27 protein-coding genes are annotated in these 26651 nt (G+C 31.3%); 15 read left to right on the top strand and 12 right to left on the bottom strand.

What is annotated here, in order from left to right; translation table 11 throughout:
* Positions 1-2: 2 nt before the first annotated feature.
* Genes M3P09_RS09595 through M3P09_RS09585 form a run of 3 tightly spaced genes read right to left on the bottom strand, consistent with a single transcriptional unit; the run spans position 3 to position 3381 of the window.
* A complete protein-coding gene (locus M3P09_RS09595; protein ID WP_099566093.1) occupies positions 3-524 on the bottom strand; it encodes a DUF7935 family protein in 522 nt (173 codons plus the stop codon).
* A gap of 6 nt (positions 525-530) precedes the next feature.
* Entirely contained in the window at positions 531-2108 is a 1578-nt protein-coding gene (locus M3P09_RS09590; RefSeq protein WP_099566092.1) for an FMN-binding glutamate synthase family protein, read from the bottom strand.
* Between the two features lies 1 nt (position 2109).
* Positions 2110-3381, bottom strand: coding sequence for an amidohydrolase (locus M3P09_RS09585; protein ID WP_249972969.1), 1272 nt, complete (start codon positions 3379-3381; stop codon positions 2110-2112).
* Between the two features lie 152 nt (positions 3382-3533).
* On the opposite strand from M3P09_RS09585, the gene M3P09_RS09580 reads away from it, so the two are divergent.
* Complete coding sequence (locus M3P09_RS09580) at positions 3534-5864, top strand: ATP-dependent helicase (RefSeq protein ID WP_249972968.1); 2331 nt, start codon at positions 3534-3536, stop codon at positions 5862-5864.
* A gap of 6 nt (positions 5865-5870) precedes the next feature.
* Here M3P09_RS09580 and M3P09_RS17445 read toward each other — a convergent pair whose 3' ends face one another.
* Genes M3P09_RS17445 through M3P09_RS09565 form a run of 3 tightly spaced genes read right to left on the bottom strand, consistent with a single transcriptional unit; the run spans position 5871 to position 8708 of the window.
* Complete coding sequence (locus tag M3P09_RS17445; protein WP_249972967.1) at positions 5871-6839, bottom strand: early set domain-containing protein; 969 nt, start codon at positions 6837-6839, stop codon at positions 5871-5873.
* Positions 6836-7801: a hypothetical protein gene (locus M3P09_RS09570; protein WP_249972966.1), complete on the bottom strand. Its 966-nt coding sequence runs from the start codon at positions 7799-7801 to the stop codon at positions 6836-6838. The genes M3P09_RS17445 and M3P09_RS09570 overlap by 4 nt, the downstream gene beginning before the upstream one ends.
* Positions 7802-7844: 43 nt before the next feature.
* Positions 7845-8708, bottom strand: coding sequence for an alpha/beta hydrolase (locus tag M3P09_RS09565; RefSeq protein WP_249972965.1), 864 nt, complete (start codon positions 8706-8708; stop codon positions 7845-7847).
* Between the two features lie 47 nt (positions 8709-8755).
* On the opposite strand from M3P09_RS09565, the gene M3P09_RS09560 reads away from it, so the two are divergent.
* The 3 genes from M3P09_RS09560 to M3P09_RS09550 all read left to right on the top strand — a co-directional run bounded on the left by M3P09_RS09560 (position 8756) and on the right by M3P09_RS09550 (position 11530).
* Positions 8756-9376, top strand: a complete 621-nt coding sequence (locus tag M3P09_RS09560) for an L-threonylcarbamoyladenylate synthase (RefSeq protein WP_249972964.1) — start codon at positions 8756-8758, stop codon at positions 9374-9376.
* Positions 9377-9437: 61 nt separating this feature from the next.
* Complete coding sequence (locus M3P09_RS09555; RefSeq protein ID WP_249972963.1) at positions 9438-10832, top strand: DUF819 family protein; 1395 nt, start codon at positions 9438-9440, stop codon at positions 10830-10832.
* Between the two features lie 437 nt (positions 10833-11269).
* Complete coding sequence (locus tag M3P09_RS09550) at positions 11270-11530, top strand: hypothetical protein (protein WP_249972962.1); 261 nt, start codon at positions 11270-11272, stop codon at positions 11528-11530.
* A gap of 314 nt (positions 11531-11844) precedes the next feature.
* Here M3P09_RS09550 and M3P09_RS09545 read toward each other — a convergent pair whose 3' ends face one another.
* The 3 genes from M3P09_RS09545 to M3P09_RS09535 all read right to left on the bottom strand — a co-directional run bounded on the left by M3P09_RS09545 (position 11845) and on the right by M3P09_RS09535 (position 14220).
* On the bottom strand, positions 11845-12684 hold the full coding sequence (locus M3P09_RS09545; protein WP_099566082.1) for an OmpA/MotB family protein: 840 nt from the start codon (positions 12682-12684) through the stop codon (positions 11845-11847).
* Positions 12685-12784: 100 nt separating this feature from the next.
* Positions 12785-13777: a glycosyltransferase family 2 protein gene (locus M3P09_RS09540; RefSeq protein WP_099566081.1), complete on the bottom strand. Its 993-nt coding sequence runs from the start codon at positions 13775-13777 to the stop codon at positions 12785-12787.
* The gene (locus M3P09_RS09535) at positions 13774-14220 is read right to left on the bottom strand and encodes a type I restriction enzyme HsdR N-terminal domain-containing protein (protein ID WP_249972961.1); all 447 of its coding nucleotides are present in this window, start codon (positions 14218-14220) and stop codon (positions 13774-13776) included. Before M3P09_RS09535 ends, M3P09_RS09540 begins: the two co-directional genes overlap by 4 nt.
* Before the next feature lie 26 nt (positions 14221-14246).
* Between M3P09_RS09535 and holA the strand changes: the two genes are divergently transcribed.
* From holA to M3P09_RS09520, 3 genes are read left to right on the top strand one after another with little or no spacing between them, the layout of a single operon-like run.
* The gene (holA, locus tag M3P09_RS09530) at positions 14247-15251 is read left to right on the top strand and encodes a DNA polymerase III subunit delta (RefSeq protein WP_099566080.1); all 1005 of its coding nucleotides are present in this window, start codon (positions 14247-14249) and stop codon (positions 15249-15251) included.
* A gap of 11 nt (positions 15252-15262) precedes the next feature.
* The gene (locus tag M3P09_RS09525; protein WP_249972960.1) at positions 15263-16156 is read left to right on the top strand and encodes an SMP-30/gluconolactonase/LRE family protein; all 894 of its coding nucleotides are present in this window, start codon (positions 15263-15265) and stop codon (positions 16154-16156) included.
* A gap of 44 nt (positions 16157-16200) precedes the next feature.
* Positions 16201-16866 carry a uracil-DNA glycosylase gene (locus M3P09_RS09520; RefSeq protein WP_249972959.1) on the top strand — a complete coding sequence of 222 codons (666 nt, stop codon included), beginning with the start codon at positions 16201-16203 and terminating at the stop codon, positions 16864-16866.
* A gap of 188 nt (positions 16867-17054) precedes the next feature.
* Here M3P09_RS09520 and M3P09_RS09515 read toward each other — a convergent pair whose 3' ends face one another.
* Positions 17055-17231 carry a hypothetical protein gene (locus M3P09_RS09515; protein WP_249972958.1) on the bottom strand — a complete coding sequence of 59 codons (177 nt, stop codon included), beginning with the start codon at positions 17229-17231 and terminating at the stop codon, positions 17055-17057.
* Positions 17232-17378: 147 nt separating this feature from the next.
* The gene (locus M3P09_RS09510; protein WP_249972957.1) at positions 17379-18485 is read right to left on the bottom strand and encodes a C1 family peptidase; all 1107 of its coding nucleotides are present in this window, start codon (positions 18483-18485) and stop codon (positions 17379-17381) included.
* A 54-nt stretch (positions 18486-18539) separates the two neighbouring features.
* On the opposite strand from M3P09_RS09510, the gene M3P09_RS09505 reads away from it, so the two are divergent.
* From M3P09_RS09505 to M3P09_RS09485, 5 genes are read left to right on the top strand one after another with little or no spacing between them, the layout of a single operon-like run.
* Positions 18540-19379, top strand: coding sequence for a 1,4-dihydroxy-2-naphthoyl-CoA synthase (locus M3P09_RS09505; protein ID WP_249972956.1), 840 nt, complete (start codon positions 18540-18542; stop codon positions 19377-19379).
* A gap of 1 nt (position 19380) precedes the next feature.
* Positions 19381-20289 (top strand): 1,4-dihydroxy-2-naphthoate octaprenyltransferase, encoded by a 909-nt coding sequence (gene menA / locus M3P09_RS09500; protein ID WP_249972955.1) that lies wholly within the window; start codon positions 19381-19383, stop codon positions 20287-20289.
* Between the two features lie 4 nt (positions 20290-20293).
* Complete coding sequence (locus M3P09_RS09495; protein ID WP_249972954.1) at positions 20294-20527, top strand: hypothetical protein; 234 nt, start codon at positions 20294-20296, stop codon at positions 20525-20527.
* 53 nt (positions 20528-20580) lie between these two features.
* Positions 20581-21789 (top strand): hypothetical protein, encoded by a 1209-nt coding sequence (locus tag M3P09_RS09490; RefSeq protein WP_249972953.1) that lies wholly within the window; start codon positions 20581-20583, stop codon positions 21787-21789.
* A gap of 33 nt (positions 21790-21822) precedes the next feature.
* On the top strand, positions 21823-22500 hold the full coding sequence (locus tag M3P09_RS09485; protein ID WP_249972952.1) for a metal-dependent hydrolase: 678 nt from the start codon (positions 21823-21825) through the stop codon (positions 22498-22500).
* Between the two features lie 8 nt (positions 22501-22508).
* On the opposite strand, the gene M3P09_RS09480 is transcribed toward M3P09_RS09485, so the two are convergent.
* Positions 22509-23435 (bottom strand): sterol desaturase family protein, encoded by a 927-nt coding sequence (locus tag M3P09_RS09480; RefSeq protein ID WP_249972951.1) that lies wholly within the window; start codon positions 23433-23435, stop codon positions 22509-22511.
* A gap of 67 nt (positions 23436-23502) precedes the next feature.
* On the opposite strand from M3P09_RS09480, the gene M3P09_RS09475 reads away from it, so the two are divergent.
* Genes M3P09_RS09475 through M3P09_RS09465 form a run of 3 tightly spaced genes read left to right on the top strand, consistent with a single transcriptional unit; the run spans position 23503 to position 26605 of the window.
* Positions 23503-24537, top strand: coding sequence for an o-succinylbenzoate synthase (locus tag M3P09_RS09475; protein ID WP_249973016.1), 1035 nt, complete (start codon positions 23503-23505; stop codon positions 24535-24537).
* Positions 24538-24546: 9 nt separating this feature from the next.
* Positions 24547-25530 (top strand): CPBP family intramembrane glutamic endopeptidase, encoded by a 984-nt coding sequence (locus M3P09_RS09470; RefSeq protein ID WP_249972950.1) that lies wholly within the window; start codon positions 24547-24549, stop codon positions 25528-25530.
* Positions 25531-25585: 55 nt separating this feature from the next.
* On the top strand, positions 25586-26605 hold the full coding sequence (locus M3P09_RS09465; RefSeq protein WP_249972949.1) for an AMP-binding protein: 1020 nt from the start codon (positions 25586-25588) through the stop codon (positions 26603-26605).
* Positions 26606-26651: the final 46 nt, after the last annotated feature.

The following is a 26651-nucleotide window of genomic DNA, read 5'->3' as shown; positions in this document are numbered from 1 at the left end:
TTTTACCATAAATCTGAAATCTCCTCTTTTATAAAGGATAAGGCAGCGTCGCTAGGAGCTCTGCGTTCCATCATTTCGGTTAAAACTACTTCTCTAAGTTTATCGGCAGTATCCGTTTTTTCTAGTAAACTGGCTTTTCTTATCAATTGAATAGTGGCGCTTTTTGCGGCAGATATAATGCTCCAACATTTTTCGCTAACATATATTTGTTGCGATAAATTATGTTCCATTTCTTGTTCAATATTTTGTATAAGTAATCGTTCATAATCATCTTTATTTGAGGATATTGGAGAAACTCTAATCATTAATTTGTTTGGAGAGATTCTTTCTAAAAACAATGCAAGTCTTTCATAAGCTTGAAGACGCAATGGCATTGATGAAACTTGTAAATCCTTTTTTAATAAATAGCGTCTTCTGCCATCTTCGTTTTTTGTATGTTCTTTAAAAAAATAGTATGCAATAATTCCAACAATTAATGAGGGGATTGCGAATAAAAGTAAATCAATAATTCTTTCTGCGTCCATGGTTTTTTAATTGGTTTGAGGAGAAGGTTCTAATTGTCCGCCCAAATATAAACAATCTTTTAAAGTTTGCATGTTAGTAAATGGGACATGAGATTTCTCATACATATAAGTTCTATTCAATTCTTTGGATATGTTATGATCATCAACATTAATTTCTATATCACTCATTTTAAATTGACAAGGGTGTTCATATCCTGCAGCATGAGTAATTTCCACTAATTCTTTCCTAAACGTTTTAAAGTATTGTGCTAATCGTTCAGATTTTAAAGTAGGGTCTATACCGTTTTGTAACCATTTGCTTTGTGTTGCCACACCGCTAGGGCAGCGGTTAGTATGACATATTTGAGCTTGAATACATCCAATGCTCATCATCGCTTCTCTTGCTACATTAATACAATCTGCACCCATGGCAAATGCCATAGCTGCTTTCGCTGGAAACCCTAATTTACCACTGCCAATAAATACAATGCGTTCAGATAATCCTTTGTATTTAAATAGCTTATATAAGTCGCTAAACCCATAAACCCAAGGTAATGAAACATGGTCAGCAAAACTTGGTGGAGCTGCCCCAGTTCCGCCTTCACCACCATCCACTGTAATAAAATCAGGACCTTTACCAGTTTTTAGCATAATATCTGCGAGTTCTTCCCATTGTTCTAGTTTGCCTATGGCTGCTTTAATGCCAACAGGCAATCCGGTGGCTTCTGCAATTTTTTCTATAAAATCAACCATCTCTGGCACATTAGAAAATGCTTTGTGATTTGGTGGAGATAATACATCTTTGCCTATTTCTACACCTCTAATTTCTGCAATTTGTTTGGTTATTTTTGCTCCTGGTAAAACTCCTCCTTTTCCAGGTTTTGCCCCTTGTGATAGTTTTACTTCTATAGCACGGATAAATGGGTTGTCATCAACCATTTTTATCATTTTTTCCATAGAAAAACCACCATCTTTTGCACGCACCCCAAAATAGCCTGTTCCAAAATGAAAAACTACATCGCCGCCATTGCTGTGATAAGGCGACAATCCACCTTCTCCAGTATTATGATAAGCTCCTGCAATTTTAACACCTTTGTTCAAAGATTCTACCGCTTTTGCTGAAAGAGAGCCAAAACTCATCGCCGACACGTTTATAACTGATGCTGGACGATATGGTCGTTTCCTTTTGTTAAATTCACCCATAACTTTCGCACATGGTAAAAAGGTTTTATCTAACTTGTTAGGATGGTTTTTATCTATTTTAAACGGCATCATTGCATTATTAATAAAAATATGTTGATGCTCATAAATGTCTCTATCTGTACCAAAACCTTCGTAATTGTTCTCCTTTTTAGCTGATGCATAAATCCATCCTCTTTCTATACGGTTAAAAGGCAATTCTTCTCTGTTATTTGCAACAAAGTATTGACGCATTTCAGGGCCGATGCTTTCAAATAAATAGCGTAAATGACCAACAATCGGGTAATTGTGGCTTATGGTGTGCTTTTTTTGAAAGAATATATCGCGAATTGCTACTAAAAACAACCCAATTAAAATCCAACCCCACCAAGCTATGTTTGATAAAAAATCTAATACAGAATCCATTCTAATTATTTAAGTAGTCAAAAGTAATATTTGTTAACGTTTTTACACCTAAAAGCATGCCACTTTCATCAATTTTAAAATCAGGGGTATGATGTGGAAATGCTTCTTTATTTCCTGGGGTCATACCTCCCAAGAAGAAATAAAAGCCAGGAATGATTTCTTGAAAATACGAAAAATCTTCACCACCAGTAGTTGCTTTTCTTAAGTGTACATTATTTACTCCAGCAACTTTTTGTAGAGTAGGTAACATTTTATCAACTAAATCGGAATCGTTATAAGTTATTGCTGTGTTATTTTGAAAACTGATAGTAGCTTCACCTCCATAAGCTTTTGCTAGGGTAGTAACCATTTCTGTCATTCGCTTTTCAATATGTGCTTTCATTTTAGGGTCTAAAGTTCGTACAGTACCTATAAGTTCTGCACTTTCAGGAATAATATTAAAACGCGTACCAGCTGTAATTTTACCAACGGTAATAACAGCAGCTTCATCAACTAATTTAGATTCTCGGCTAATAATAGTTTGTAATCCGTCAATAATTTTTGCAGAAATTAGGATAGGGTCAACACCTTGCCAAGGCCTTCCTCCATGAGTTTGCTTTCCTTTTACATGAATTACAAAACGCTCAACCGATGCCATAATACCTCCTTTTTTATAGTGAATGGTACCTACCTCATAGTTTGAACGTATATGTAACCCGAAAATAGCATCCACTTTTGGGTTTTCTAAAACACCTTCTTTAATCATTAATTTTGCCCCGCCTTCTTCTCCTGGTAGAGGACCTTCTTCAGCAGGCTGAAAAATAAACTTTACAGTGCCTTTAATTTTGTCTTTATTTTTAGTTAGAATTTCTGCGACACCCATTAAAATAGCTGTGTGAGTATCGTGTCCGCAAGCATGCATCACACCTGTTTCTGTGTTTAAAAATGTCGTTTTTACTTCAGACTTAAAAGGCAAATTATTCCTTTCTGTTACAGGTAGTGCATCAATATCAGCACGTAAAGCAATCACTTTTCCTGGCGATTTCCCTCTTAAAATAGCAACAACACCTGTATGAGCGACACCTGTTTTAACTTCTAATCCTAAGTCTTTTAGATGTTTAGCAATAGTTTCTGCTGTTTTGAATTCTCTGTTTGAAAGTTCTGGGTTTTGATGAAAATGTCTACGCCATTCAATTACTTTTTCTTCTATATCTATAAATTGTTGTTCTAAATTGTCTTGCGAGTACGTATTCGATATGCCTAAACATATAAAAAAAAAGAAGAGGTATTTCATACTAAAAATTAAAAGAGTTTATTTTTATGAAGCTAAAGATATTCAAATTTTTATAAAAGATGATACAGAGATTAATTGTTTATAATTATTAATAATTCCACTTAATTAAACGCATAACATTGGTTATTTTCACAACTTAAAATGAAAATGATTTGGAGAAGTATTTAAGTCAGTTAAATGATGCACAATTAGAGCCTACAATACAAATTGATGGGCCTATGATTGTTATTGCTGGCGCAGGTTCAGGAAAAACACGTGTGCTCACATATCGTATCGCTTATATGATGAGTAAAGGAATTGATCCTTTTAATATATTATCGCTAACATTTACCAACAAAGCGGCGCGAGAAATGAAAGAGCGTATTGCAACTATTGTTGGTGCTAGTGAAGCGAAGAATTTATGGATGGGTACGTTTCACTCGGTTTTTGCTAAAATTTTACGAATTGAAGCTGATAGATTAGGTTACCCTAGTAATTTTACAATTTATGATACACAGGATTCTGATAGATTGATTGCATCTATTATTAAAGAGATGAGTCTTGATAAAGATATTTATAAATATAAGCAAGTACGTTCTAGAATTTCCTCCTACAAAAACAGCTTGATTACTGTACGTGCATATTTTCAAAACCCAGAGTTAAAAGAAGCTGATGCAATGGCACGCAGACCGCGAATGGGAGATATTTATAAAGAATATGTGGAGCGTTGTTTTAAAGCTGGCGCTATGGATTTTGATGATTTATTATTGAAAACTAATGAGTTATTAACACGTTTTCCTGAAGTTTTAGCAAAATATCAAAACCGCTTTAAATATATTTTAGTTGATGAGTATCAAGATACAAATCATTCGCAATATTTAATTGTGAGAGCCTTGTCTGATAAGTTTCAAAATATTTGCGTGGTAGGTGATGATGCGCAAAGTATTTATGCTTTCCGTGGAGCAAATATTAATAATATATTAAATTTTCAGAAAGATTACGATGATGTAAAAGTATTTCGATTAGAGCAAAATTATCGTTCTACTAAAAACATTGTAAATGCGGCAAATTCAATCATCGATAAAAACCAAACGAAACTTGATAAAATTGTTTGGACTGCAAATGATGAAGGAGATAAAATAAAAGTAAATAGGTCGTTAACTGACGGTGATGAAGGGAGATATGTAGCAAGTACTATTTGGGAAAGCAAAATGAATCACCAACTAAAGAACAGTGATTTTGCTATTTTATATAGAACCAATGCACAGTCGCGTGCTATTGAAGATGCATTAAGAAAACGCGATATTAAATATCGAATTTATGGAGGGCTTTCATTTTATCAGCGCAAAGAAATAAAAGATGTGTTGTCGTATTTACGACTCATTATAAACCCTGCTGATGAAGAAGCTTTAAAACGTGTTATTAATTTCCCACCACGAGGAATTGGGCAAACTACTGTTGATAAGTTAATTGTTTCTGCAAATGGTTATAACCGAACCATTTTTGAAGTAATGAAACATATTGATAAAACGGATGTAAAAGTTAATTCGGGCACAAAAACAAAACTTCAAAATTTTGTAACTCTTATAGAGAGTTTCCAAGTATTAAATCAAACTGCCGATGTTTTTGAATTGGCAGAACATGTTACCAGAACCAGTGGTTTAATAAGAGAGTTTAATAAAGATGGAACACCTGAAGGTGTTACCAGAATGGAAAATATCGAGGAGCTTTTAAACGGTATGAAAGATTTTGTTGAAGGACAAAAAGAAATTGCCGATACTACTGGCTCTTTAGCAGAGTTTTTAGAAGATGTAGCTTTGGCAACAGATTTGGATGCTGATAAGGGTGATGCAGATCATGTGGCGTTAATGACTATACATTTGGCAAAAGGATTGGAGTTTCCGTATGTTTTTATTGTTGGTTTAGAAGAAGATTTATTTCCAAGTGCTATGAGTATGAATACGCGTAGCGAGCTAGAGGAGGAGCGACGCTTGTTTTACGTGGCTTTGACCCGAGCTGAAAAGCAGGCTTATTTAACCTATGCATTATCGAGATACCGCTGGGGGAAATTAATTGATTCCGAGCCTAGTCGTTTTATTGAAGAAATTGATGAACAGTATTTAGATATTGTTACACCTATTGAAGAACGCCGATTTAACCCAATGCTTGATGCCGATATTTTTGGCGATGTTGAACCTAATAAAATTAGATACAAGCCTGCAAAACAACCAGTATTGAAAAAGAGTGGCACAAAGAAATCTCCAGAGAAGTTTAAAGTTACTACACCAAAAAATTTAAAACCAGTTGCTAAAACAGGTGGTAATACTAATTTATTTGACAGTAAATTGGTAGTAGGAAATATTGTAAAGCATATTAGATTTGGTACTGGAGAAGTAATGAAAATTGAAGGTGCAGGAGCAGACATTAAGGCTGAAATTAATTTTCAGCACGGTGGCGTTAAAAAGTTATTATTGCGTTTTGCTAAGTTGGAGGTTGTTGGGTAGTGTTTCTTATTTAATCATACAAACTGAATTAACATGCCCATTGTTATCATATTCTTTTACAGAGTTATGTGGGTCTAAAACCCACGTCCCATCTACTATAAACTTATAGTGGTGTTTGCCTCCAGAAAGTGGAATAACATATTTCCAGCCGTAATCCATTTTGCGCATCACATAGTCATGCTCATTCCAATTATTAAATGTGCCAGTAAGGACTACTTTTTTAGCATTAGTGTATCCTCTAAGTTTAAATGCTGTATATTCCTTAATGTCTATTAATGAATTATATTCCTTAAATTCATTCTTTACTTTATGAATATTGTTAGGGTCTTCCATCCATTTGCCATCTACAATAAAACGATATTCGTAAACTCCAGGTTTTATTTTCAATGTGAGTTCCCAACCATCGTCTATCTTCTCCATTTTAAATAGATTCTCATTCCATTTATTAAAAGAGCCAGCAACAATAACTCTTTTGGCATCAGTAAATCCTTTTAATTTAAAATGCGCATTACCCTTCTCGTTAGGGTGTGCTAAATACATTTTTAAATTATATACACCATGTAACTTTCTCCCATTTTTTTTGGCCTTTGCAATATTACCATCTTTTTTTGATGGCTCTGCCCAAAAGGAATTATTGATTACAAACTTAAATTCCCAAGAAAATTCATCGGTAAAATCATGAATGCTTTTTTTGAGTTCGTATCTGTCAACTCCAACCTTAGTCATATACCATTTGTTTTTAGACCAATTGTTAAACTCACCAGAGACAACAACATTTTCAATATCAAAATCATCAAAATCATACTTGTCCCCATCAAAATCGTGAGTAGCTTTCGTATAATCATTTTTGTCAAAAGAAAACACAATGGTATCACCTTCAATTCTATAGCCCTTAAAATCATCTTTTTGAGCATAAGAATTTAAGCTTATAAAAGCAAAAACTATAATGGTTATATGTTTTAATAAATATTTCACTGTCTTCTTAATGGGTAATCTACAAAGTACAAAGTTTCTTTTTGATAATTTATAATGGTTCTTTTTTGCGCAAAAAATTCATAACCAAAAATACCATCTAAATCGGTACCAAAAGCTTCGTTCATTTTATTTAAGTTTGTTAAAACGGTAAGCATAGGACCAAAATAAATAGTTTCATTTAATTTAACGCGATGCAATTTCCCTGCCAAAACTTCAATTTTTTTATTACTAGCACCAATTAATTTTAATCGCTTTTTTGGTATAAAATATTTTAACACCTTTTTGTTAACGTTTTTGCTTATTTGGTTAAATTCAGCAGCAGTATCAAGCCCAAATTTAAGCTTTTGATTGTTTATAGTACTATTTAAAACAATGGTGTGTTTTTTAAGTTTAAAATCTATGCTATCAACAATTTTTTCAAGATATACGTGCTTGTCTAACTTGTTTCCTAAAGCGTCTACTTTAGTTAAAGTTATCTGATTTAGATGCATATCTATAAAAATTTCATAATCTTTTAATATGTTGTAGCCTATAATACCCAGAAGCTTTATTTTTTTGCTGTTTTCAATATGAGACAAGTCTATAACGTCTGAGCTTTTGTTTTCTAATCTAAAATTTTGCAATACAAATTCCTTTACATGCTTTTCGTATGAGTAATCAATGGCCTGCAAAACTCCTGAAGTCTCTTTGTATTTAGTATTATTTGCGTACATATTTGGGAAATGCCCGCTATTTAGTATTAAAGTTTCTGATCCTGTATCAATAATAAAATTGCCTTTTTTATTTAATAATTCAGCTTCAACTACAATTAAATGATCGATTAATTTAAATGGGATTCTGCTAGTATATTCATTTATAATTTCGGCTTCAGGAAAGAGAATAGATTTTTTAATATCACTAGTTGCATAAACCAAGTGAATATTAAGAGTAAAAACTATTATATAAAAAAGAAACCTAGGCATATTACTAAGACTAAAATAAATACAAAATGTTACAAAATTTATACTATAAATGGTTATTTGTGAAAACTTTAAGTTTTTGCCACGTATCTAGCAATTCTATACCAATCCAACCGTGTCCAGCATTAGGGTAAAGTGTAAATTCATTAACAACTCCTAGGTCTTGGAGTTTGTCTCGCATATCTGTTCCTTGCGTTGTTGGAATTAATGGATCTTTCCCACCATAAAACAGAATGGTTGGAGGCGAGTTGGTTTTAGCTTGATGATAAGGGCTAACTTCTTCTAAAAAAGAAGTTGTTGCATTTTCTCCATATAAATTGAGTAAACCTTGTAACGCAGGATTTGTATTGCTTAAATATGCAGGGTCTGTAAAATTTGTTGGGCCAACAATGCTACAAACCATATTTACATTACTATTAGCGTCAAAAGCATAACTCCAAAGCAGAGATAAGTGTGCACCAGCGCTTGTACCAATAAATCCTAAGGTGTTAGAAATGGAGTATTTTACTTTATTATCATTTAAAAAATTAATAATACTTGTGATATCATCAATTTGCATAGGGTAGGGTTTGTTATTATCATCTGCTAATCTGTAGTTAATATTTACAATAGCTAAATCTGGAAAATCTTGCCGTAATAAATCTTTTATCGGGTTCATATCAGATTTGTCACCAGAGGTCCACCCGCCACCATGCACTAAAACCATTACTTTAGTGCTTGCAGTTCTATTTGCAGGTAAATACAAATCAAATTTTTGATCGTTATCTTCTCCGTACGAAATGTTTAATTCTTGGTAGTATTTTGTTGGGTCAATTCCAGAGTTGTTTTCTTCAATAGCTTTCTCGTTTGAACAATTAAAAAGTATCAAAGCAAAAGCAAAAACCAAGATTTTTCCTTTTTTAAGCTTCATTTTAAAAATAATATTTACTTTGTAAACGCATTTACAAGATAGTTATTATGGCTGAGTTTATAAGAATATATGAAGAAAACCCCAATCCTGCGGCGATTGAAAACGTGGTTGCTATTCTTAAACGTGGAGGCCTAATTATTTATCCAACAGATTCAGTTTATGGTTTGGGTTGCGATATTACTAACATAAAAGCTTTAGAGCGTATTGCAAAGATTAAGCAAGTAAAGCTAGAAAAAGCTAACTTCTCTTTTGTTTGTCATGATTTAAGTAACTTAAGTGATTATGTGAAGCAGATAGATACATCAACGTTTAAAATTTTAAAACGTGCACTTCCTGGTGCTTATACATTTATTCTCCCAGGTGCTAAAACATTACCAAACCCTTTTAAAAAGCGTAAAACAGTTGGTATTCGTGTACCAAATAATAATATAGCTTTGGATATTGTTAGGCAGTTGGGTAACCCTATAATATCAACGTCTATACATGATGAAGATGAAGTTTTAGAATACACTACTGATCCAGAATTGATTTTAGAAAAATGGGGAGATAAGGTAGACTTAGTTATTGATGGTGGTTATGGAGATAATGAGCCTTCAACAATTATAGATTTATCAGGAGACGACCCTGTAATTATTAGAGAAGGAAAAGGGAGTTTAGAGATTTTCTAATTCCATTGAGTATATAAATTGAATAGATAATTTTACAAAGACAATTAATAAATACAACTTTATGAATTTAGCCGAAATTAATAGTGACATTCCTTTATTCGCAAACGACACCATTATTTTTGGCGTTTTAAGTATAACACTTGCATTAATATTTTACACATCTAGTTTACCTCGTTTTAAAAAGTTTTATAATATAGTTCCTGCACTTTTATTATGCTATTTTATTCCTTCAGTATTAAGCTCAGTTGGCTTAATTGCTGATAAATGGATAGACGTTTCGGCTGCTATAGATCATTTAAAATCACTTTATGGTAATTTAGATGGTGTTACAAATTTAGATACTTTAAAAGATTATGTTTCAGCAAATAAGATTGATGTATCTGAATATTCAAAGTTTGTTGGAGGCAGTAAATTGTATTATGTAGCCTCAAGGTTTTTATTGCCCGCATCATTGGTTCTTTTAACCATGAGTATTGATTTAAAAGGCGTGTTTAGGCTAGGGTCTAAAGCTTTAATTATGTTTTTAACAGCCACAATAGGCGTTATGATTGGAGGGCCTTTAGCTATTGTGTTTTTTAATTATGTAGCACCAGATATATTAATTGCAGTAGAAGGAACGGAGTTATGGAAAGGTTTATCTACAGTAGCAGGAAGTTGGATTGGTGGAGGCGCTAATCAATTGGCTATGAAAGAGCAATGGGAAGTAAGTGATAGTCTTTTTAGTATCATGGCTGTAGTTGATGTTTTAGTAGCCGAAGTTTGGATGGCATTTTTACTTTTAGGAGTAGCAAAATCTGATAGATTGGACAAATATTTTAAAGCAGATAACTCTTCAATAACAGCACTTAAAAATAAGATGGAGAAGTTTAGTTTGGAAACAGCTAGAGTTCCTTCTTTTAATGATTTGATAATACTTTTGGGTATAGGTTTTGGTGTGACTTCAATAGGGCATTTGGTAGGTGATAACTTAGGTGTTTGGATAAAAGAAAATGCACCGCTTCTTGTTGATTTTGGGTTAGGAAGTTCGTTTTTCTGGTTAATTATAACGGCAACAACTATTGGTATTGTTTTATCGTTTACTAAGCTTAAAAGTTATGAAGGCGCTGGGGCTAGTAAAATAGGAACTGTTTTTATTTATATTCTTGTTGCATCTATAGGTATGAAAATGAATTTAAATGCCATTGTAGATAATATAAGTTTGTTTGCTATTGGATTTGTTTGGATGATTATTCATGTGGGCTTATTATTTATTGTGGCTAAAATTATAAAAGCCCCATATTTCTTTTTAGCAGTAGGCTCTAAAGCCAATATTGGTGGAGCAGCATCCGCGCCAGTTGTTGCCGGAGCCTTTCATCCATCGTTAGCACCTGTTGGCGTTTTATTAGCGGTTTTAGGATACGCTTTAGGAACTTATGGTGCTTTTGCTTGTGCTTTAATGATGAAGTGGGTGAGTTGATTTAATAGATAATGTACTAATTTAACTTTGCAAAAAAAAGGATAACTTCGTTTACTGTTGTTTTAGTTCGTTGAAACGGAACTTAATTTAAGAATATGAGGAAAGTAAACTACATATTGCCAATTGTAAATATGATTCTATTTATTACTTGGATATTATTTTTTTCAAAACTTAATGAAACGGAAGAATTAAAATTATGGCAAATGCTATTAATTATTCTGACTGATATACTGGTTCATCTAATAGTTTACTTTTGGATAAAAAATCAAGTGATGAATTATAAAATCATCTTTTTTAATTTTAAAAGATCTTCATATTTAACACAAACAAACATAATAGAGCTTATATTTTATGTTTCAATGATATTGTTCCTTGTTTTTGTTGTAAAAATTGAATCTTTTAATTTTAATCTATTTGCGATTTTTTGGTTGATATATATGAGATTAATCGATTTTTTGCTTTTTAATCGATCAAATAGACTATACCTAGATGTGTACGGAATAATAGAACTTAATTGGAGAAAGCCTGGAATAAAATGGGAGAAAGTAGAAAAATTTAAAATCGCAAATAATGAAATGGAGATTAGGTCTTCGAAATCTGAATTGTTATATGAAGTATCTGAAGAAGAATCTGAACAAATTATTGAATTTATAAAAAACCAAAAAATTGCAGTACCTAATAGCAATTATAATTGGTAATTAGTGCTAACTAAAGAAACACGTTAAGCGAACCTTTCAAAAACAAATCACCTTCCAGTTGAAAACATCAGTTAGCAAATGTGCGCGTTAAGGATTGCAATGGCATCCTTTTTAAAAATAAAAGAAACCAATACTTTTATAATAAATAAAATTTGGCAGATAGCCACGTCGCTAACTCCTCGCTATGACGTTTTAAAAAGATATAATGGAAAGCCTGACCCGATAGGGTAACGCCATAATACTGAAATAAATTCAGCACAAAGAAAAAGCTCAACCTTTCGATTGAGCTTTTTAATATTATAATTGAAAGCTAATTATTGACCACCAGCTTCAAGGTTTTTCATTTCTTTTTCAATCATGTCGTAAAACTGATCGATTTTTGGTAAGATAACCACACGTGTACGTCTGTTTTTTGCTCTGTTTTCAGCAGTGTCATTATCTACTAATGGTACATAAGAACTACGACCAGCTGCAATTAATTGGCTTGGGTTTACATTAAGCTCTTGTAATACTCTAATGATAGATGTAGAACGCTTTACACTTAAATCCCAGTTATCTAATAAAGGCTCTTTTCTGTATGATACATTGTCTGTATGACCTTCTACCATACACTCAAAGTCTGGCTTACTGTTTACTACTTTTGCCACCTTTGCAAGTACATCTTTTGCTTTGCTTGTTACATTATAGCTACCGCTTTTAAATAATAATTTATCGGCAATAGAAATAAATACAACACCTTTTTCTACGTTTACTTCAATATCTGGATCGTTTATACCAACTTCACGTTTTAAACTTGTTACAAGAGCCAATGTTACACTGTCTTTTTTAGTAATGGCATCTTGTAAACGTGTAATTTTAAGGTCTTTTTCTTTAATGCTTTCAAGAGTTTTTTCAACATTACTAGCTCCTTTAGCAGATAATATTTGCAAATTATCATTGCTTTTTCTTAAATCGGCTACTTGTTCTTCTAGGGCTGTTGCTCTAGCTGTTGCTGATGCTCTGTCTTCTAAACATGAGTTTAGTTTAACAGTTGCAGAGTTTAATAAATCTTGAGTTTCTTTTTGTTTTGCTTCTAAGTCTGTAAATTGTTTTTTTGAAACACATGAACTTAATAGAAAAACGGTGGATAAGCTAAGTAATAAAACTTTTTTCATAATTAAATAATGGATTAGGTTCCCTGTTTTTGTTGATATCGACAAAAGTATATAAAAAACCGTTTAATGTGACATTGTTAACAAAACTTTTGCTAACTATTTATAAACTTTTATATATTTTTTTATTATTTACGAAATAAGCAAAGACTATAGATGTTTTTTGATAATATTTTATAGATTGTTTTAGTGCTTTCCGTTGTTTTAATAAATAACCTAAATGTGAATAAAAACTAAGGTGTGCTTTAATAATAGCTATAGTGTGTTTAAATTTTAGCTGTAACAAAAATTTGATTCCAGCTATACCATCTAAAATTAAGCGAATAAGTATTAAATAAAAAATATTGCCCTTTGCGTTTTTTGTTAGTGTGAATAGGCTATTTCTAAAGTTCAAAAAAGTTTTTTTAGGATTTGTACTGCTTAAAGTGGCCCCACCAACATGATAAATAGTTGATGCTCCCACATATTTTATATTATAGCCTAAATTTTTGGCTCTCCAGCACAAATCAATCTCTTCCATATGTGCAAAAAAAGCTTCATCTAGTCCGTTTAATTTTTCAAAAACGTTACGCCTTATAAATAAGCAAGCACCAGAAGCCCAAAATATTTCAGCCGTATCATCAAACTGCCCAGAATCTTTTTCAATGGTATTAAAAATGCGTCCTCGACAGTAAGGATAACTATATTTATCAATAAACCCACCAGCAGCTCCTGCATATTCAAAGTAATCTTTCTTTTTAAAATCCAATAATTTTGGCTGAATTATTGCCGTGTTAGGTTCCTTTTGAAAAGTTCTTATAATTGGGTTAAGCCAGGTTTCTGTAACTTCAACATCACTGTTTAGCAAACAAAATACTTCAGCATCAATCTCTCTTAAGGCATCATTGTAGCCTTTTGCATAACCTCCATTAACCTTGTTTTGTATAATTTTTACTGAAGAAAATGTTTCTTTTACAAATTCAATTGAATCATCAGAAGAGGCATTATCTGCCAAATAAATATCAGCATCTTTCAACGAATGTTTAATTATTGATGGTAAGAATTGCTCCAATAATTTTTTTCCGTTCCAGTTTAATATGACGATAGCTACTTTCATTGATTATAATCTGGTATATCTTTTAAAAAATTATAACACTCATTATCAAAATCCATTTGACAATAATAATGATTTAATCCGTTTGTTACCATTAAATAGTTTGCATTAAGCACCAAATTATATTGTGCAATTTGATCAAAAGTACTTTGATTAATGGTAATTGCCGGAGATTTACACTCAACAATTAAATGAATGCTACCATCAGAATTGTAAACAACAATGTCGTATCTCTTTTTTAAAGTATTGACAACCAGTTCTTTTTCAACATTTATTAAAGATTTTGGGTATTGCTTAACATGAATTAAATATTGGATACAATGTTGACGCACCCATTCTTCGGGTTGTAAAATCACAAATTTTTTGCGAATACTATCGAAAATAGAAATTTTATTTTCGCTACTTTTGAAACGAAACGAATATGTAGGGAAATTAAGTTTTTGCACTACACAAATTTGGTGATTTTTTTTCAATGGACGAAGTCAAACAATTAGTTAACGATATAAAAAACAAAAATTTGAAACCCATTTACTTTTTAATGGGAGAAGAGTCTTATTATATTGATAAAATTTCAGATTTTATTGAAAGCAATGTGCTATTAGAAGAAGAGAAAGGTTTTAATCAAATGGTTTTGTATGGACGTGATGTATCTATTGAAGATATAGTAGGCAATGCAAAGCGATACCCTATGATGGCTGAACGACAAGTAGTTATTATAAAGGAGGCTCAAGACTTATCGCGTACTATTGAAAAGCTGGCAGATTATGTTAATAACCCTCAACCTACAACGGTTTTGGTTGTTAATTATAAATACAAAAAAATTGATAAGCGTAAAGCTTTATATAAGGCCATTAAAAAAATTGGAGTCGTTTATGAAAGTAAAAAGTTATATGAAAATCAGGTAGCAGATTGGATTCGCCGTGTGTTATCTCCTAAAAATTATACTATTTCTCCAAAAGCTGCGCAAATGCTGGTTGAATTTTTGGGAACTGACTTAAGTAAGATTAATAATGAATTGGAAAAGCTTCAAATTATTTTGCCAAAAGGAAGTCAGATAACTCCAGAGATTATTGAAGAGAATATAGGAATAAGTAAAGACTTCAACAATTTTGAGCTACGAAAAGCTATTGGAGAGCGTAATATAATTAAAGCCCATCAAATAGTTAATTATTTTGCTGATAACCCAAAGGATAATCCAATGGTTGTTACTGTAGCATTATTGTTTAATTTTTTTTCGCAATTACTTCATTTCCATGGGTTAAAAGATAAATCTCCGCGAAGTGTTGCATCAGCTTTGAAAGTGAATCCATATTTTGTTAATGAGTATATTGCTGCTGCCAGAAATTATCCTATGAGGAAAGTGAGTGCTATTGTCTCCATATTGCGAGAGTTTGATGTTAAAAGCAAAGGAGTAGGAAGCAATGCAGTTCCACAAGGGGATCTATTAAAGGAGTTGTTGGTAAAGATTTTATCTTAAATAAATAGATTATGGACAATGTGAAATATTTAATAATGTTTTGTTTTTCAATTTTGGTTTGTTGTAATCAAGCAAAAACTAAAAAGCAAAAAACAGAGAAGAGCGTTGAAATTGTATTAGAAAAACTTTGGGAAACAGATACCATACTAAAAACGTGTGAAGCAGTTAGATATAACCCTAAAAAAAACCTAATTTATGTGTCTAATATTGGAAACGTACCTCCAGATGCAAAAGATAACGATGGAAGCATTTCTATACTTGATGAAAGTGGAAAAGTTTTAAATCAAAACTGGGTAACTGGGATTAGTGCACCAAAAGGATCTGATTTCTATAAAAACACACTTTATGTCACTGATGTTAATGAAGTTGTTGAGATTGATATTGAAACTGGACATGTAAATAATAAACATGTAGTTCAAGATGCTGTTTTTTTAAATGATTTAAGTGTTGACCTTAATGGAGATATTTTTTTTACCGATTCCAGAGGAGACCGAGTTTTAAAATTGGTCAATAACAAAGTTTCTCCTTGGTTAGACTTAATTGGTATTAATCCAAATGGTATACTTGTAGAAAAGGAACGCGTTTTAGTGGTTTCATATAGCAACGGAAATCTTATAAGTATAGATAAAAAAACAAAAAAGAAAGATGTTTTAGCTACAGGAATTGTTGGTGGTGACGGAATCGTGTCTATTAAAGAAGGGTATATTGTTTCTACTTGGCAAGGCGAAATTTTCTTTGTAGATAGACATTTAAAAAATAGCAAAGCAATAAAAATATTAGATACAAAAGCAGAAAAACTTAACGCAGCTGATATTTCTATTATACCAGAAAAGAATATATTGCTAGTTCCTACATTTTTTGGAAATAGTGTAATCGCTTATAAAATTAACACAAACTATAAGTAAGTTATGGGTTAATTTGTTTTAAGTTTTATAAAAGAGTTTGATAGATGAAAGTTGATATACATGATAGTTGGAAGCCTTTTTTGCAGGAAGAGTTTGAAAAGGAATATTTTAAGAATTTGGTCTCATTTGTGAAATCTGAGTATAAAAATTTTAAATGTTTTCCTTCGGGAAATCAAATCTTCAATGCGTTTAATCATTGTCATTTTAACGATGTAAGGGTAGTAATTATTGGACAAGACCCTTACCATGGTGTTGGGCAAGCAAATGGTTTATGCTTTTCTGTTAATGATAATATTGTACACCCGCCATCATTAATTAATATTTTTAAAGAAGTAGAATCAGATTTAGGAATACCTTATCCAAAAAGCGGAAATTTATTACGTTGGGCAAATCAAGGGGTGCTTTTGCTGAATGCTACATTAACAGTTAGAGCGCATCAAGCTGGTAGTCATCAAAAAAAGGGATGGGAAATATTTACAGATGCAGTAATTAGTCTTATAAGTAAAAACAAGAAAGATGTTGTTTTTTTACTTTGGGGTGGTTTTGCAAAACAAAAAGTAAAACTAATAGACAATAAAAAGCATCATGTTTTAGAGTCAGGACACCCTTCTCCATTGAGTGCAAATAGGGGGTACTGGTTTGATAATAAGCATTTTAGTAAAACTAACTTCCTGTTGGAGCAAGTGGATTTGGGTCTAATTGAATGGTAGTTTTTTGTGCAGTAAATGATTTGTTTTCAAGTTTTTTATTACTAACAATACTTTTATTGCAACTTAAAAAGAGCAATAAAAAGTTTAAAGCAACTAGGCTTGAAACAATAATAAATATATGTAGAAGCATCGGTCAAAATTGTTTTATAAATATTTGACACGAATTAAAATATTAGTCACATTTTAAATTAACTTCCTGTAGGAGCAAGCCTTTTTGATTCTTGTTCTAAAACAATATCTGGCTTTAAAACAATAGGTTTCTTATTTACTTTAGGCTTACTGCTTATTTTATTACTACTAAACTTTAATAGTAAAAAATTTACTGCAACTAATGCGGTGATTGAAATAGTAATTGTTAATAACATAGGTATTTTGGGATTTACTTATCGACAAAATACAAAAAAAACAGTTTAAATGCTATTTTTATCGATAAAAATTCACTATGCTACAAAACTAATAAATAAAAGACTACAAACAATATGTTTTTTATCTTATTTTTTAATTATTTTATCCTAATTCAATATTTCTGTTGGAATAACATCCTTATGTACCATAATAGAAATAGTTTTTAATCTAAAATATGCTTCGCTCATATATATGTATCCGTTATTAGCAACACGATCAGAATTCTTACCCCAAGAGTTTTTTACTTTATAATAAATCGTTCCATTTTGGTCTTTTAGCATCCCAGTAATGTGCATTAAATGGTCATCTGTTGTATTATAATTCTCAAATTCTTGTTGTCTTAATTCTTGTGAGATACTCTTTTCTGGTAATACTTTTTGTAAAGCCTCCAATTTACTGTTAACATCTTTTGGAATTACTGCTAAGCCGTGTTTTGACGAAAAAGTTTTTTCACTTACATCACAATCCAATTCTATCGTATAACCTGCTTTTAAAGCTTTATTTGTAATATCTACCAAATCATCAAGCTTAATGTTTAAAAATTTACCATTAGAAAAATTGTCAGGAATATTTAATATAAAGTATGTGTTAAACGGCTTATGAGAGAACGATGTAATACTTATATAATCTTTTGGATTTATTTTTGTCATTTCTAAAAATGATTTTGGAGTATATTGAGTCCCATCATAGCTAAAATTTGACACGTTTTTACCTAAGTAAATATCTAAAACACTTTCCGTTACTTGTTTCCATTTAGGAGATAATTGTCTGCCAGGGTTATCAATATATGTATCTAATAAGCCTCTTAAAACTGCTATCATTTCAGAATGATTATGCCTTGTAGCATTGTCTTCTAAACCTGAATATATATTATTAGGAACTAATCCATATTCCGCAACACTGTTCATCACATCATGAGCTAAACCACCTTCACTAAATTGAGTTTTTCCTTGCCTCATTATATAATTCCAAGCTTTTTTGGGATAAGTATTTCGTACCGTATACATTTCAGACAAGTCTATTTTTTTTCCTGTAATACGCATTATTTCACTTTCCAAAAATGATGATGTTGAAAAACTCCAACAAGTCCCTGTGCTACCTTGACTAATAACATCGGTTGTTTCTAAATCTATAATAGTTTCAAATTCATAAGATTGGGTATAACCTATAAGTGCAACAAAAAGGAAAATAACAATTGAAATACTATTTTTCATGGCTAAGTAAGTGTTTTAATGAAATAAAATTTATTTTTGACTAAAATATAAAAAATGGATCAAGCAAAATGGGTAACCGCTAAAGAATATCAAGATATTACCTATAAAAAATATAAAGGTGTTGCAAGAATTGCATTTAACAGACCAGATGTTAGAAATGCGTTCAGGCCAAAAACCACAAGTGAGCTATACGATGCTTTTTATGATGCTAATGAAGATGTAAATATAGGTGTAGTTTTATTGTCTGCTGAGGGACCATCAACTAAAGATGGGATTTGGAGCTTTTGCTCAGGTGGCGACCAAAAAGCTAGGGGACATCAAGGTTATGTAGGAGAAGATGGTTATCATCGTTTAAACATTTTGGAAGTGCAACGACTCATTCGTTTTATGCCAAAAGCAGTTATTGCTGTGGTTCCTGGTTGGGCGGTTGGAGGTGGACATAGCTTACATGTAATTTGTGATTTAACCTTGGCAAGTAAAGAGCATGCTATTTTTAAACAAACTGATGCTGATGTAACTAGTTTTGATGGCGGCTATGGCTCTGCTTATTTAGCAAAAATGGTCGGTCAGAAAAAAGCACGAGAAATTTTCTTTTTAGGAAGAAACTATTCAGCGCAAGAAGCATATGAAATGGGAATGGTAAATGCTGTAATTCCTCATGATGAGCTTGAAGATACAGCGTATCAATGGGCTCAAGAAATATTAGCAAAATCACCAACTTCAATTAAAATGCTAAAATTTGCTATGAATTTAACAGATGATGGTATGGTAGGGCAACAAGTGTTTGCAGGAGAAGCAACACGTTTAGCTTATATGACAGACGAAGCTATTGAAGGTAGAAATGCCTTTCTTGAAAAACGTAAGCCTAACTTTGAAAAAAAATGGATTCCGTAAAATGAAAAATATCTCTCTTTGGGTTTCAACAATGCGTTTAAGAACGCTACCATTATCGATTTCGGGAATAATATTAGCATCTTGTCTAGCAGAATACAATGGTTATTTTAATTGGAAAATATTTATTCTTGCTATTTTAACCACATTAAGTTTACAAATATTGTCTAATCTAGCAAATGATTATGGCGATGGTGTTAAAGGTACAGATAATGATGATAGAATAGGTCCAGAACGCGCAATTCAAAGTGGTAAAATCTCTCCAGATGATATGTTTAATGCTATTAGAATTAATATTTTAATTTCAATAGGCTTAGCTTTTGCATTAATATTTTCAGCTTTTGGTGTGAAACACTTTTTGCTTACAATGCTTTTCTTTGCATTAGGTATTGCCTGTATAGTTGCTGCAATTCGCTATACTGTGGGTAATAATGCCTATGGCTATAAGGGGTTAGGAGATGTTTTTGTATTTGTTTTCTTTGGATTGGTAAGTGTTATTGGCTGTTATGTTTTATTTGCCAAAACTATAGATCATGTAGTTTTTTTACCTGCTTGTACTATTGGATTGTTAAGTATGGGGGTTTTAAATTTGAATAATATGCGAGATATTGTTTCAGACGAAAAATCAAATAAAATCACATTTGCAGTTAAATTAGGTCAAAACAAAGTTAAAGTATATCACACTATACTTATAGGTTTGGCTATTGCTTTATCAATGCTGTTTGGCATCTTATATTATTCATCTCCGTATAATTTAATTTTTGCTATAGCTTATATTCCCTTACTAATTCATATTAAAAAAGTAAATAGTACTACAGACCCAAAATTGTTGGATCCAGAATTAAAAAAACTAGCATTAACAACCGTATTTCTAGCTATTTTAATGGGAGTAGGGCATTTAATTCAAATCTAACCTAATGAAAAAAGTAATCTTTAGTTTTTTATTCTTGATATCGGTTTTCAGTTTTGCTCAAAGTAAATCAAATTTAAAAGCAAAAGAAAGCGCTGAATTTAAAGATAAAGTAAGATCTGGAGCAGTCCTTTCAATTCACACATCACAATCAGGATTAACAGGCATTGTTAGAAATAGCAAAAAAACTTACTGTTTGATGTTTTTAATGAGTCACTTGACAGAGTTAAAAACATTTTAATTCCTGTAGATAAGAAAGAAAATTTTTATGGCGATTTGTCTTTTGATAACACCATGAAAGTATTTACGGTTTTTTCACCCTCAAAAAAGGAGCGTATTGTTTATTGTCATGAATTTAATATTATTGATGGCTCTCATAAAAAAACCAAACTTTTTAGAATAGAATTAGAAAAAAACCGAAGTATATTTTCTGGAGAAAATAAACGTGAAACCGGCTTTGCAATGTCGCCAAATGGTAAATATTTTGTTGTTTCTACTGATAATATTAAAAAACATTCTAATTCGTATACTGTTCATGTTTACGATTCCGAAAGCTTAAATTTAATCTATAAAGTAAACTATCAAGAGAATACAGATAAATTTTATGAGGCTAATGATTTATCAATAGATGATAATGCCAATGTTTATGCTCTTGGAAAGTTATATTTAGAAGGTAGATCTCAAAAAAAAGAAGGTAAAGCCAATTATGATTTTGTTTTAAATAAAATATCTGATTCTGAAGTAATAACTCAAACAATTAATTTTAGTAAAGAAGAGCATATTAGCTCATTAATTATTTCAAATATTAAAAACCAAATACGATTACTTGGTTTTTATTCTGAAGAAAGAGCAGGTAAAATTAAAGGTGCATTAATCTTTAATGTAGATACGGCTAACATGCAAATTTCTCAAAATAAATCATTTAAACTCCCTGAAGCCGTTTACAAAGATTTATATAATGAAAACAAAGCAAAGAGAAAGAAAAACAAAGGTAAAGAGTTGTCAAGTTACTACGTAGATTATGTAATTGATGACAATAAAGGCAATACCTATTTGTTGGCTGAAGAGTTTTTTATTACTACCGTTTATGTGTCTACTGGAGCTGGAGGAGGGTATATGCAAACTGTTTATCATTACAATAATGTACTTGTTTTAAAACTTAACGCAGCAAATGAATTAGAATGGGCTAGAAGCATTTTTAAAAGAGATCAAGTGCCATCATATAATGCATTTATTAAAAATGATGAATTACATGTTATTTTAAATTCCGGAAAGAATTTAACCGAAAAGGAAGATGGTAGAGTAAAAGTTTCAAAAGGTTTATTTGAATCGTCATCGTTATATGATATTGTTTTTAGTGATAGTGGAGAAGTTTCATATAACAAAATTCAAGATAATAAAGGGAACACCTTTTATATGCCATATTTTGGAGTTTATAATGGCGAACGTTTTATTACTATTAGTAGAAGTGGTGGTAAAAAACAATTTTTAATTTTGGAGTAAAATCACTATTTTTTATAAATAAAAATAATAGGCATGAAAATTACATTTTATGGACACGCTAGTTTAGGAATTCAGATTGGAGATACTCATATTTTGGTCGATCCATTTATAACAGGAAACCCTAATGCTTCTAGTATAGACATTAATAATCTTAAAGCAGATTATATTTTAGTAACGCATGCACATCAAGATCATATCTTAGACGTTGAAACTATTGCAAAACGCACCAATGCTGTCATTATATCTAATTATGAAATTGTTACATATTTTGGAAATCTGGGTTTAGAAGGACATCCAATGAATCATGGAGGGCAATGGGATTTTGAATTTGGTACTGTAAAATATGTAAATGCCATTCACACGTCTTCATTTCCAGACGGGAGTTATGGCGGACAACCTGGTGGTTTTGTAATTGAAGGCGAACATAAAAATATTTATATAGCTGGCGATACAGCTTTAACTTTTGATATGAAATTAATTCCACTTCAAACCAAGTTAGATTTAGCTATTTTACCTATTGGCGATAATTTTACCATGGGAATTGATGATGCTATTTTAGCAAGTGATTTTGTGGAATGCGATAAAATTTTAGGTTATCATTTTGACACTTTTGGATATATAGAAATAGATCATGAAGTTGCTAAACGCAAGTTTTTTGAAAAAGATAAAGATTTAATGCTTCTTAAGATTGGGGGAAGTTTAGAGCTATAAATGTTTGATTATTTCTTGCTATATACTGAGGGTTGATTTCTGTTAACTGAATCCAACCATTCTTTTCGTAAATCATCAGAAATTTTTCCAGAACCGTCGTGTTTCCAACCTGGTGGTTTTATAAAATATAACAATCTACTGTTTATTGATTTTTTTCCAGAAAACACATCTTTAAACATGTTTATCCATTCAATAAAAGCAATTTTAATAGGATTGTAAGTGTTGATATTTTTTACCAATCCATAAATCACTTTTTCATCTTTAAGTTCTGGCTGGAATGTGCCAAAAAACTTATCCCAAATAATAAGAATACCAGCATGGTTTCTATCTAAATAAATAGGATTTTTACCATGATGTACTCTGTGGTGTGATGGGGTATTAAAAACAGCTTCAAACCATTTGGGCATTTTATCAATAGTTTCGGTATGTATCCAAAATTGATATAATAAACTAATAGACATTTGAAGCATAATCATAGCTGGATGAAACCCAATAAGAGGTAGCCATAGCCAGAAAATAAAGGTGTAAAACCCACCAGACCATGTTTGCCTTAAGGCTGTACTTAAATTGTAGTGTTGAGATGAATGATGCACTACATGCGATGCCCAAAACAAACGACATTCATGCGATATTCTATGAAACCAGTAATAAGCAATATCATCTGCAAAGAAGATAAGAATAAAACTCCACCAAGTAACAGGAATTGTAAAGAGTCTAAAGTTTTCATATATAAGTAAAAATGAAAATAATACAACAGCTTTACTGAAATACCCTAAAAACACATTGCCCAAACCCATTGTAATTGATGATATAGCATCTTTTTTTTCATAAGTATTTATGCCTTCTTTTACTGTAACATACAATTCTACTAGCATAGAAAGCACAAAAAAAGGAATAGCAAATAGGATTATGTTAGGAAACTCAGGACTATGCATTGCTTTTAAAATTTGTTCTAAATGGTTTACAAATTAAACATTTTTATTGATTATTTTTGAAAACTATATGATTGCTACTTACCATAGATATATTTTGAATTTTAAAAACCCAAGCGGGACATCCCGTGGCGTTTTAAAAACTAAAGAAACTTGGTTTATTGTATTAGAGCACGATGAAAAAAGAGGTGTTGGTGAATGTGGTTTATTTAGAGGACTATCAATTGATGATAGACCAGATTATGAAGAAAAATTGCAATGGGTTTGCAAACACATAAATCTAGGTTTAGATGTTTTGGTTAAACAACTTATTGAATTTCCTAGCATTCAGTTTGGTTTAGAAATGGCATTTAAGTCTTTGAAGAGCGAAAATGAATTCGAGTTGTTTCCGTCTGACTTCACTAAAAGCAAAGCTTCAATTCCGATAAATGGCCTTATTTGGATGGGTTCAGAAGAATTTATGAAGCAACAAATAAAAGATAAAATTTCATCTGGATTTAATTGTATTAAAATGAAAATTGGGGCAATTGATTTTCAAACAGAAATTAATCTTATAAGATCTATTAGAAAAGAGTTTTCATCAAAAGATATAGAATTGCGTGTGGATGCTAATGGTGCTTTTTCTAAAAATGAAGCTTTAGAGAAATTAAAAGTACTATCAGAATTCGATTTGCACTCTATAGAACAACCTATAAAACAAGGCCAAATTGAAGATATGGCTAAGCTGTGTGAAGTTACCCCGTTACCAATTGCTTTAGATGAAGAATTAATAGGTGTTTTTACTGTAACAAAAAAGCAGGAATTACTACAAACTATAAATCCGCAATACATTATTTTAAAACCTAGTTTAATTGGAGGATTTAAAGGAAGTGATGATTGGATTAGTATGGCTGAAAATCAAAATATTGGTTGGTGGATTACTAGTGCTTTGGAAAGTAATGTTGGACTAAATGCTATAACTCAATATACTTATAGTAAACAAAGTGATTTACCTCAAGGCTTAGGTACTGGTGCATTGTTTACTAATAATTTTGATAGCCCATTGCAAGTTAAAAATGGTACATTGCAATATAATGATAGTATTAATTGGAAATTTAACTTATAAGAAATAGGTATGTATATAGCTCAAACATTTAATGTGTTGCATGATTGGTGGAGATATTTGGTAGGTGTAGTAATTGTTTTTATTGCATGGCAATTAGTAGGTATGGTTCCTTTATTTGTTGCGATTGGAATTAAAGCCATTGGTACAGGAGAAATTCCCACTGATATACCACAAATGGTTACACTTTTGGGAAATAATTTGTTTTTGTTTTTAATGCTTTTATCCTTTGCTATTGGGTTAGTAGGGTTACTGTTTACAGCAAAGTTTCTTCATAAACAATCTATCACTCATTTAACAACCACACGAAAAAAAATAGATTGGAAGCGGTTTTGGTTTATATTCTTACTTTGGGGAATTGTATCTAGTAGTTTCGTTCTTGTAGATTATTTTTTCTTTACTCCAGAAGATTATGTTTTTAATTTTAACTTAAAGCCATTTCTAATTTTATGTGTTATTGCTATTTTACTAGTACCGCTACAAACGAGCTTTGAAGAATATTTGTTTAGAGGATATTTAATGCAAGGTATTGGGGTGATTTTTAAAAATAAATGGGCTCCTTTATTAATTACTTCTGTTGGATTTGGCTTGCTTCATATCGCAAACCCCGAAGTAGATAAATTAGGCTATGTAATTATGGTATATTACATTGGCACAGGCTTGTTTTTAGGAATCATAACACTTATGGATGAAGGCTTAGAGTTGGCTTTAGGATTTCATGCAGCAAATAATTTGTTTACAGCACTTTTAGTTACAGCTGATTGGACTGCATTTCAAACAGATTCAATATTGAAGGATATGTCTGATCCAGAAAAAATGGGTTTAGCAGAAATATTTGTTCCAGTTTTTGTAGTATTTCCAATTTTACTTTTCATCTTATCCAAAAAATATAATTGGAGTAATTGGAAGGATAAATTATTTGGAAAAGTAATTGAGCCTCCAAAAGAAAATTATAAGATTTTAGAAGAAATAGGCAGTAGTGATACCCAGTTGTAATAAAGTTCATTTAAAATTTAAACTTAATAAGATTCACTATTCTTATGATGATCTTATGGAAGTTGCTTATAGTTTTATAAAAGAGGGAATGCCTTATGAGAGAATTATTGGCGATTTCTTATTGGATTGGTTAGACGAAAAAGATTTTATATATGTAAATACTTCTGGATCTACAGGAAAACCTAAGCGTATAAAAATCAAAAAGCAAGCTATGGTTAATTCTGCTATAGCAACTGGCGATTTTTTTAATTTGAAACCAGGCGATAAAGCCTTATACTGTTTACCATCTAATTATGTGGCAGGCAAAATGATGTTAATCCGAGCTATCACCCTTGGTTTAGAATTAGATTTAACACAACCTACATCTCAGCCAATTTTTGATTATGAAGAACATTATGATTTTGCAGCTATGGTACCTATGCAATTAGAAAAAATTTATAATTATTGTGATAATATAAAAACCATAATAGTAGGGGGTGCTGCAGTTTCTAAGACTTTAAAAGAAACTATAAACAGCATAAAAACGAGTGTTTATGAAACTTATGGTATGACAGAAACTATTACACACATTGCACTAAAAAAGATAAATAATTTTGATTTTTCACAAGGAAGCGCAACGAAAGAATCTGTTGAATCTCATTTTAAAACATTACCAAATATTTCAATATCTGAGGATGAAAGAGGGTGTTTGGTAATTAAAGCTCCGAAACTTTCAAATGAAACTATTATTACAAACGATATGGTTAAGCTACATTCTGATACTGAGTTTGAATGGTTAGGACGTTATGATAATGTTATTAATTCTGGAGGTGTTAAATTATATCCAGAACAAATAGAAACTAAACTTCAAAACAAAATAAAACAACGCTTTTTTGTAGCATCAAAAAAAGAAGAGGTTTTAGGAGAACAACTTATTTTGGTTGTTGAAGGCAATACAAATAAAATTGATGACAATATATTTTCCGATTTAGAAAAATTTGAAAAACCTAAAGGCATTTACAATATTAATCAATTTATTGAAACAAATTCTGGTAAAATTCAGCGTAAAGAAACTTTAAAACAATTAAAATTTTAAAATTAATTGTAACATTGCCAACATTTACTCTACTAACAATAAAATT

The sequence above is a fragment of the Jejuia spongiicola genome (assembly GCF_023502325.1).
GTDB lineage: Bacteria > Bacteroidota > Bacteroidia > Flavobacteriales > Flavobacteriaceae > Wocania_A > Wocania_A spongiicola.
The sequence above is the reverse complement of the archived record's forward strand: the minus strand, read 5'-3'. Positions and strand labels throughout refer to the sequence as shown.

What these genes read in the sequence shown, in the direction of transcription:
- M3P09_RS09595 (WP_099566093.1), bottom strand. Translation starts at nt 524, where the DNA reads ATGGACGCAGAAAGAATTATTGATTTACTTTTATTCGCAATCCCCTCA.
- M3P09_RS09590 (WP_099566092.1), bottom strand. Translation starts at nt 2,108, where the DNA reads ATGGATTCTGTATTAGATTTTTTATCAAACATAGCTTGGTGGGGTTGG.
- M3P09_RS09585 (WP_249972969.1), bottom strand. Translation starts at nt 3,381, where the DNA reads ATGAAATACCTCTTCTTTTTTTTTATATGTTTAGGCATATCGAATACG.
- M3P09_RS09570 (WP_249972966.1), bottom strand. Translation starts at nt 7,801, where the DNA reads ATGCCTAGGTTTCTTTTTTATATAATAGTTTTTACTCTTAATATTCAC.
- M3P09_RS09565 (WP_249972965.1), bottom strand. Translation starts at nt 8,708, where the DNA reads ATGAAGCTTAAAAAAGGAAAAATCTTGGTTTTTGCTTTTGCTTTGATA.
- M3P09_RS09560 (WP_249972964.1), top strand. Translation starts at nt 8,756, where the DNA reads ATGGCTGAGTTTATAAGAATATATGAAGAAAACCCCAATCCTGCGGCG.
- M3P09_RS09555 (WP_249972963.1), top strand. Translation starts at nt 9,438, where the DNA reads ATGAATTTAGCCGAAATTAATAGTGACATTCCTTTATTCGCAAACGAC.
- M3P09_RS09550 (WP_249972962.1), top strand. Translation starts at nt 11,270, where the DNA reads ATGAGATTAATCGATTTTTTGCTTTTTAATCGATCAAATAGACTATAC.
- M3P09_RS09545 (WP_099566082.1), bottom strand. Translation starts at nt 12,684, where the DNA reads ATGAAAAAAGTTTTATTACTTAGCTTATCCACCGTTTTTCTATTAAGT.
- M3P09_RS09540 (WP_099566081.1), bottom strand. Translation starts at nt 13,777, where the DNA reads ATGAAAGTAGCTATCGTCATATTAAACTGGAACGGAAAAAAATTATTG.
- holA (WP_099566080.1), top strand. Translation starts at nt 14,247, where the DNA reads ATGGACGAAGTCAAACAATTAGTTAACGATATAAAAAACAAAAATTTG.
- M3P09_RS09525 (WP_249972960.1), top strand. Translation starts at nt 15,263, where the DNA reads ATGGACAATGTGAAATATTTAATAATGTTTTGTTTTTCAATTTTGGTT.
- M3P09_RS09520 (WP_249972959.1), top strand. Translation starts at nt 16,201, where the DNA reads ATGAAAGTTGATATACATGATAGTTGGAAGCCTTTTTTGCAGGAAGAG.
- M3P09_RS09515 (WP_249972958.1), bottom strand. Translation starts at nt 17,231, where the DNA reads ATGTTATTAACAATTACTATTTCAATCACCGCATTAGTTGCAGTAAAT.
- M3P09_RS09510 (WP_249972957.1), bottom strand. Translation starts at nt 18,485, where the DNA reads ATGAAAAATAGTATTTCAATTGTTATTTTCCTTTTTGTTGCACTTATA.
- M3P09_RS09505 (WP_249972956.1), top strand. Translation starts at nt 18,540, where the DNA reads ATGGATCAAGCAAAATGGGTAACCGCTAAAGAATATCAAGATATTACC.
- menA (WP_249972955.1), top strand. Translation starts at nt 19,381, where the DNA reads ATGAAAAATATCTCTCTTTGGGTTTCAACAATGCGTTTAAGAACGCTA.
- M3P09_RS09495 (WP_249972954.1), top strand. Translation starts at nt 20,294, where the DNA reads ATGAAAAAAGTAATCTTTAGTTTTTTATTCTTGATATCGGTTTTCAGT.
- M3P09_RS09490 (WP_249972953.1), top strand. Translation starts at nt 20,581, where the DNA reads ATGAAAGTATTTACGGTTTTTTCACCCTCAAAAAAGGAGCGTATTGTT.
- M3P09_RS09485 (WP_249972952.1), top strand. Translation starts at nt 21,823, where the DNA reads ATGAAAATTACATTTTATGGACACGCTAGTTTAGGAATTCAGATTGGA.
- M3P09_RS09480 (WP_249972951.1), bottom strand. Translation starts at nt 23,435, where the DNA reads ATGCATAGTCCTGAGTTTCCTAACATAATCCTATTTGCTATTCCTTTT.
- M3P09_RS09475 (WP_249973016.1), top strand. Translation starts at nt 23,503, where the DNA reads ATGATTGCTACTTACCATAGATATATTTTGAATTTTAAAAACCCAAGC.
- M3P09_RS09470 (WP_249972950.1), top strand. Translation starts at nt 24,547, where the DNA reads ATGTATATAGCTCAAACATTTAATGTGTTGCATGATTGGTGGAGATAT.
- M3P09_RS09465 (WP_249972949.1), top strand. Translation starts at nt 25,586, where the DNA reads ATGGAAGTTGCTTATAGTTTTATAAAAGAGGGAATGCCTTATGAGAGA.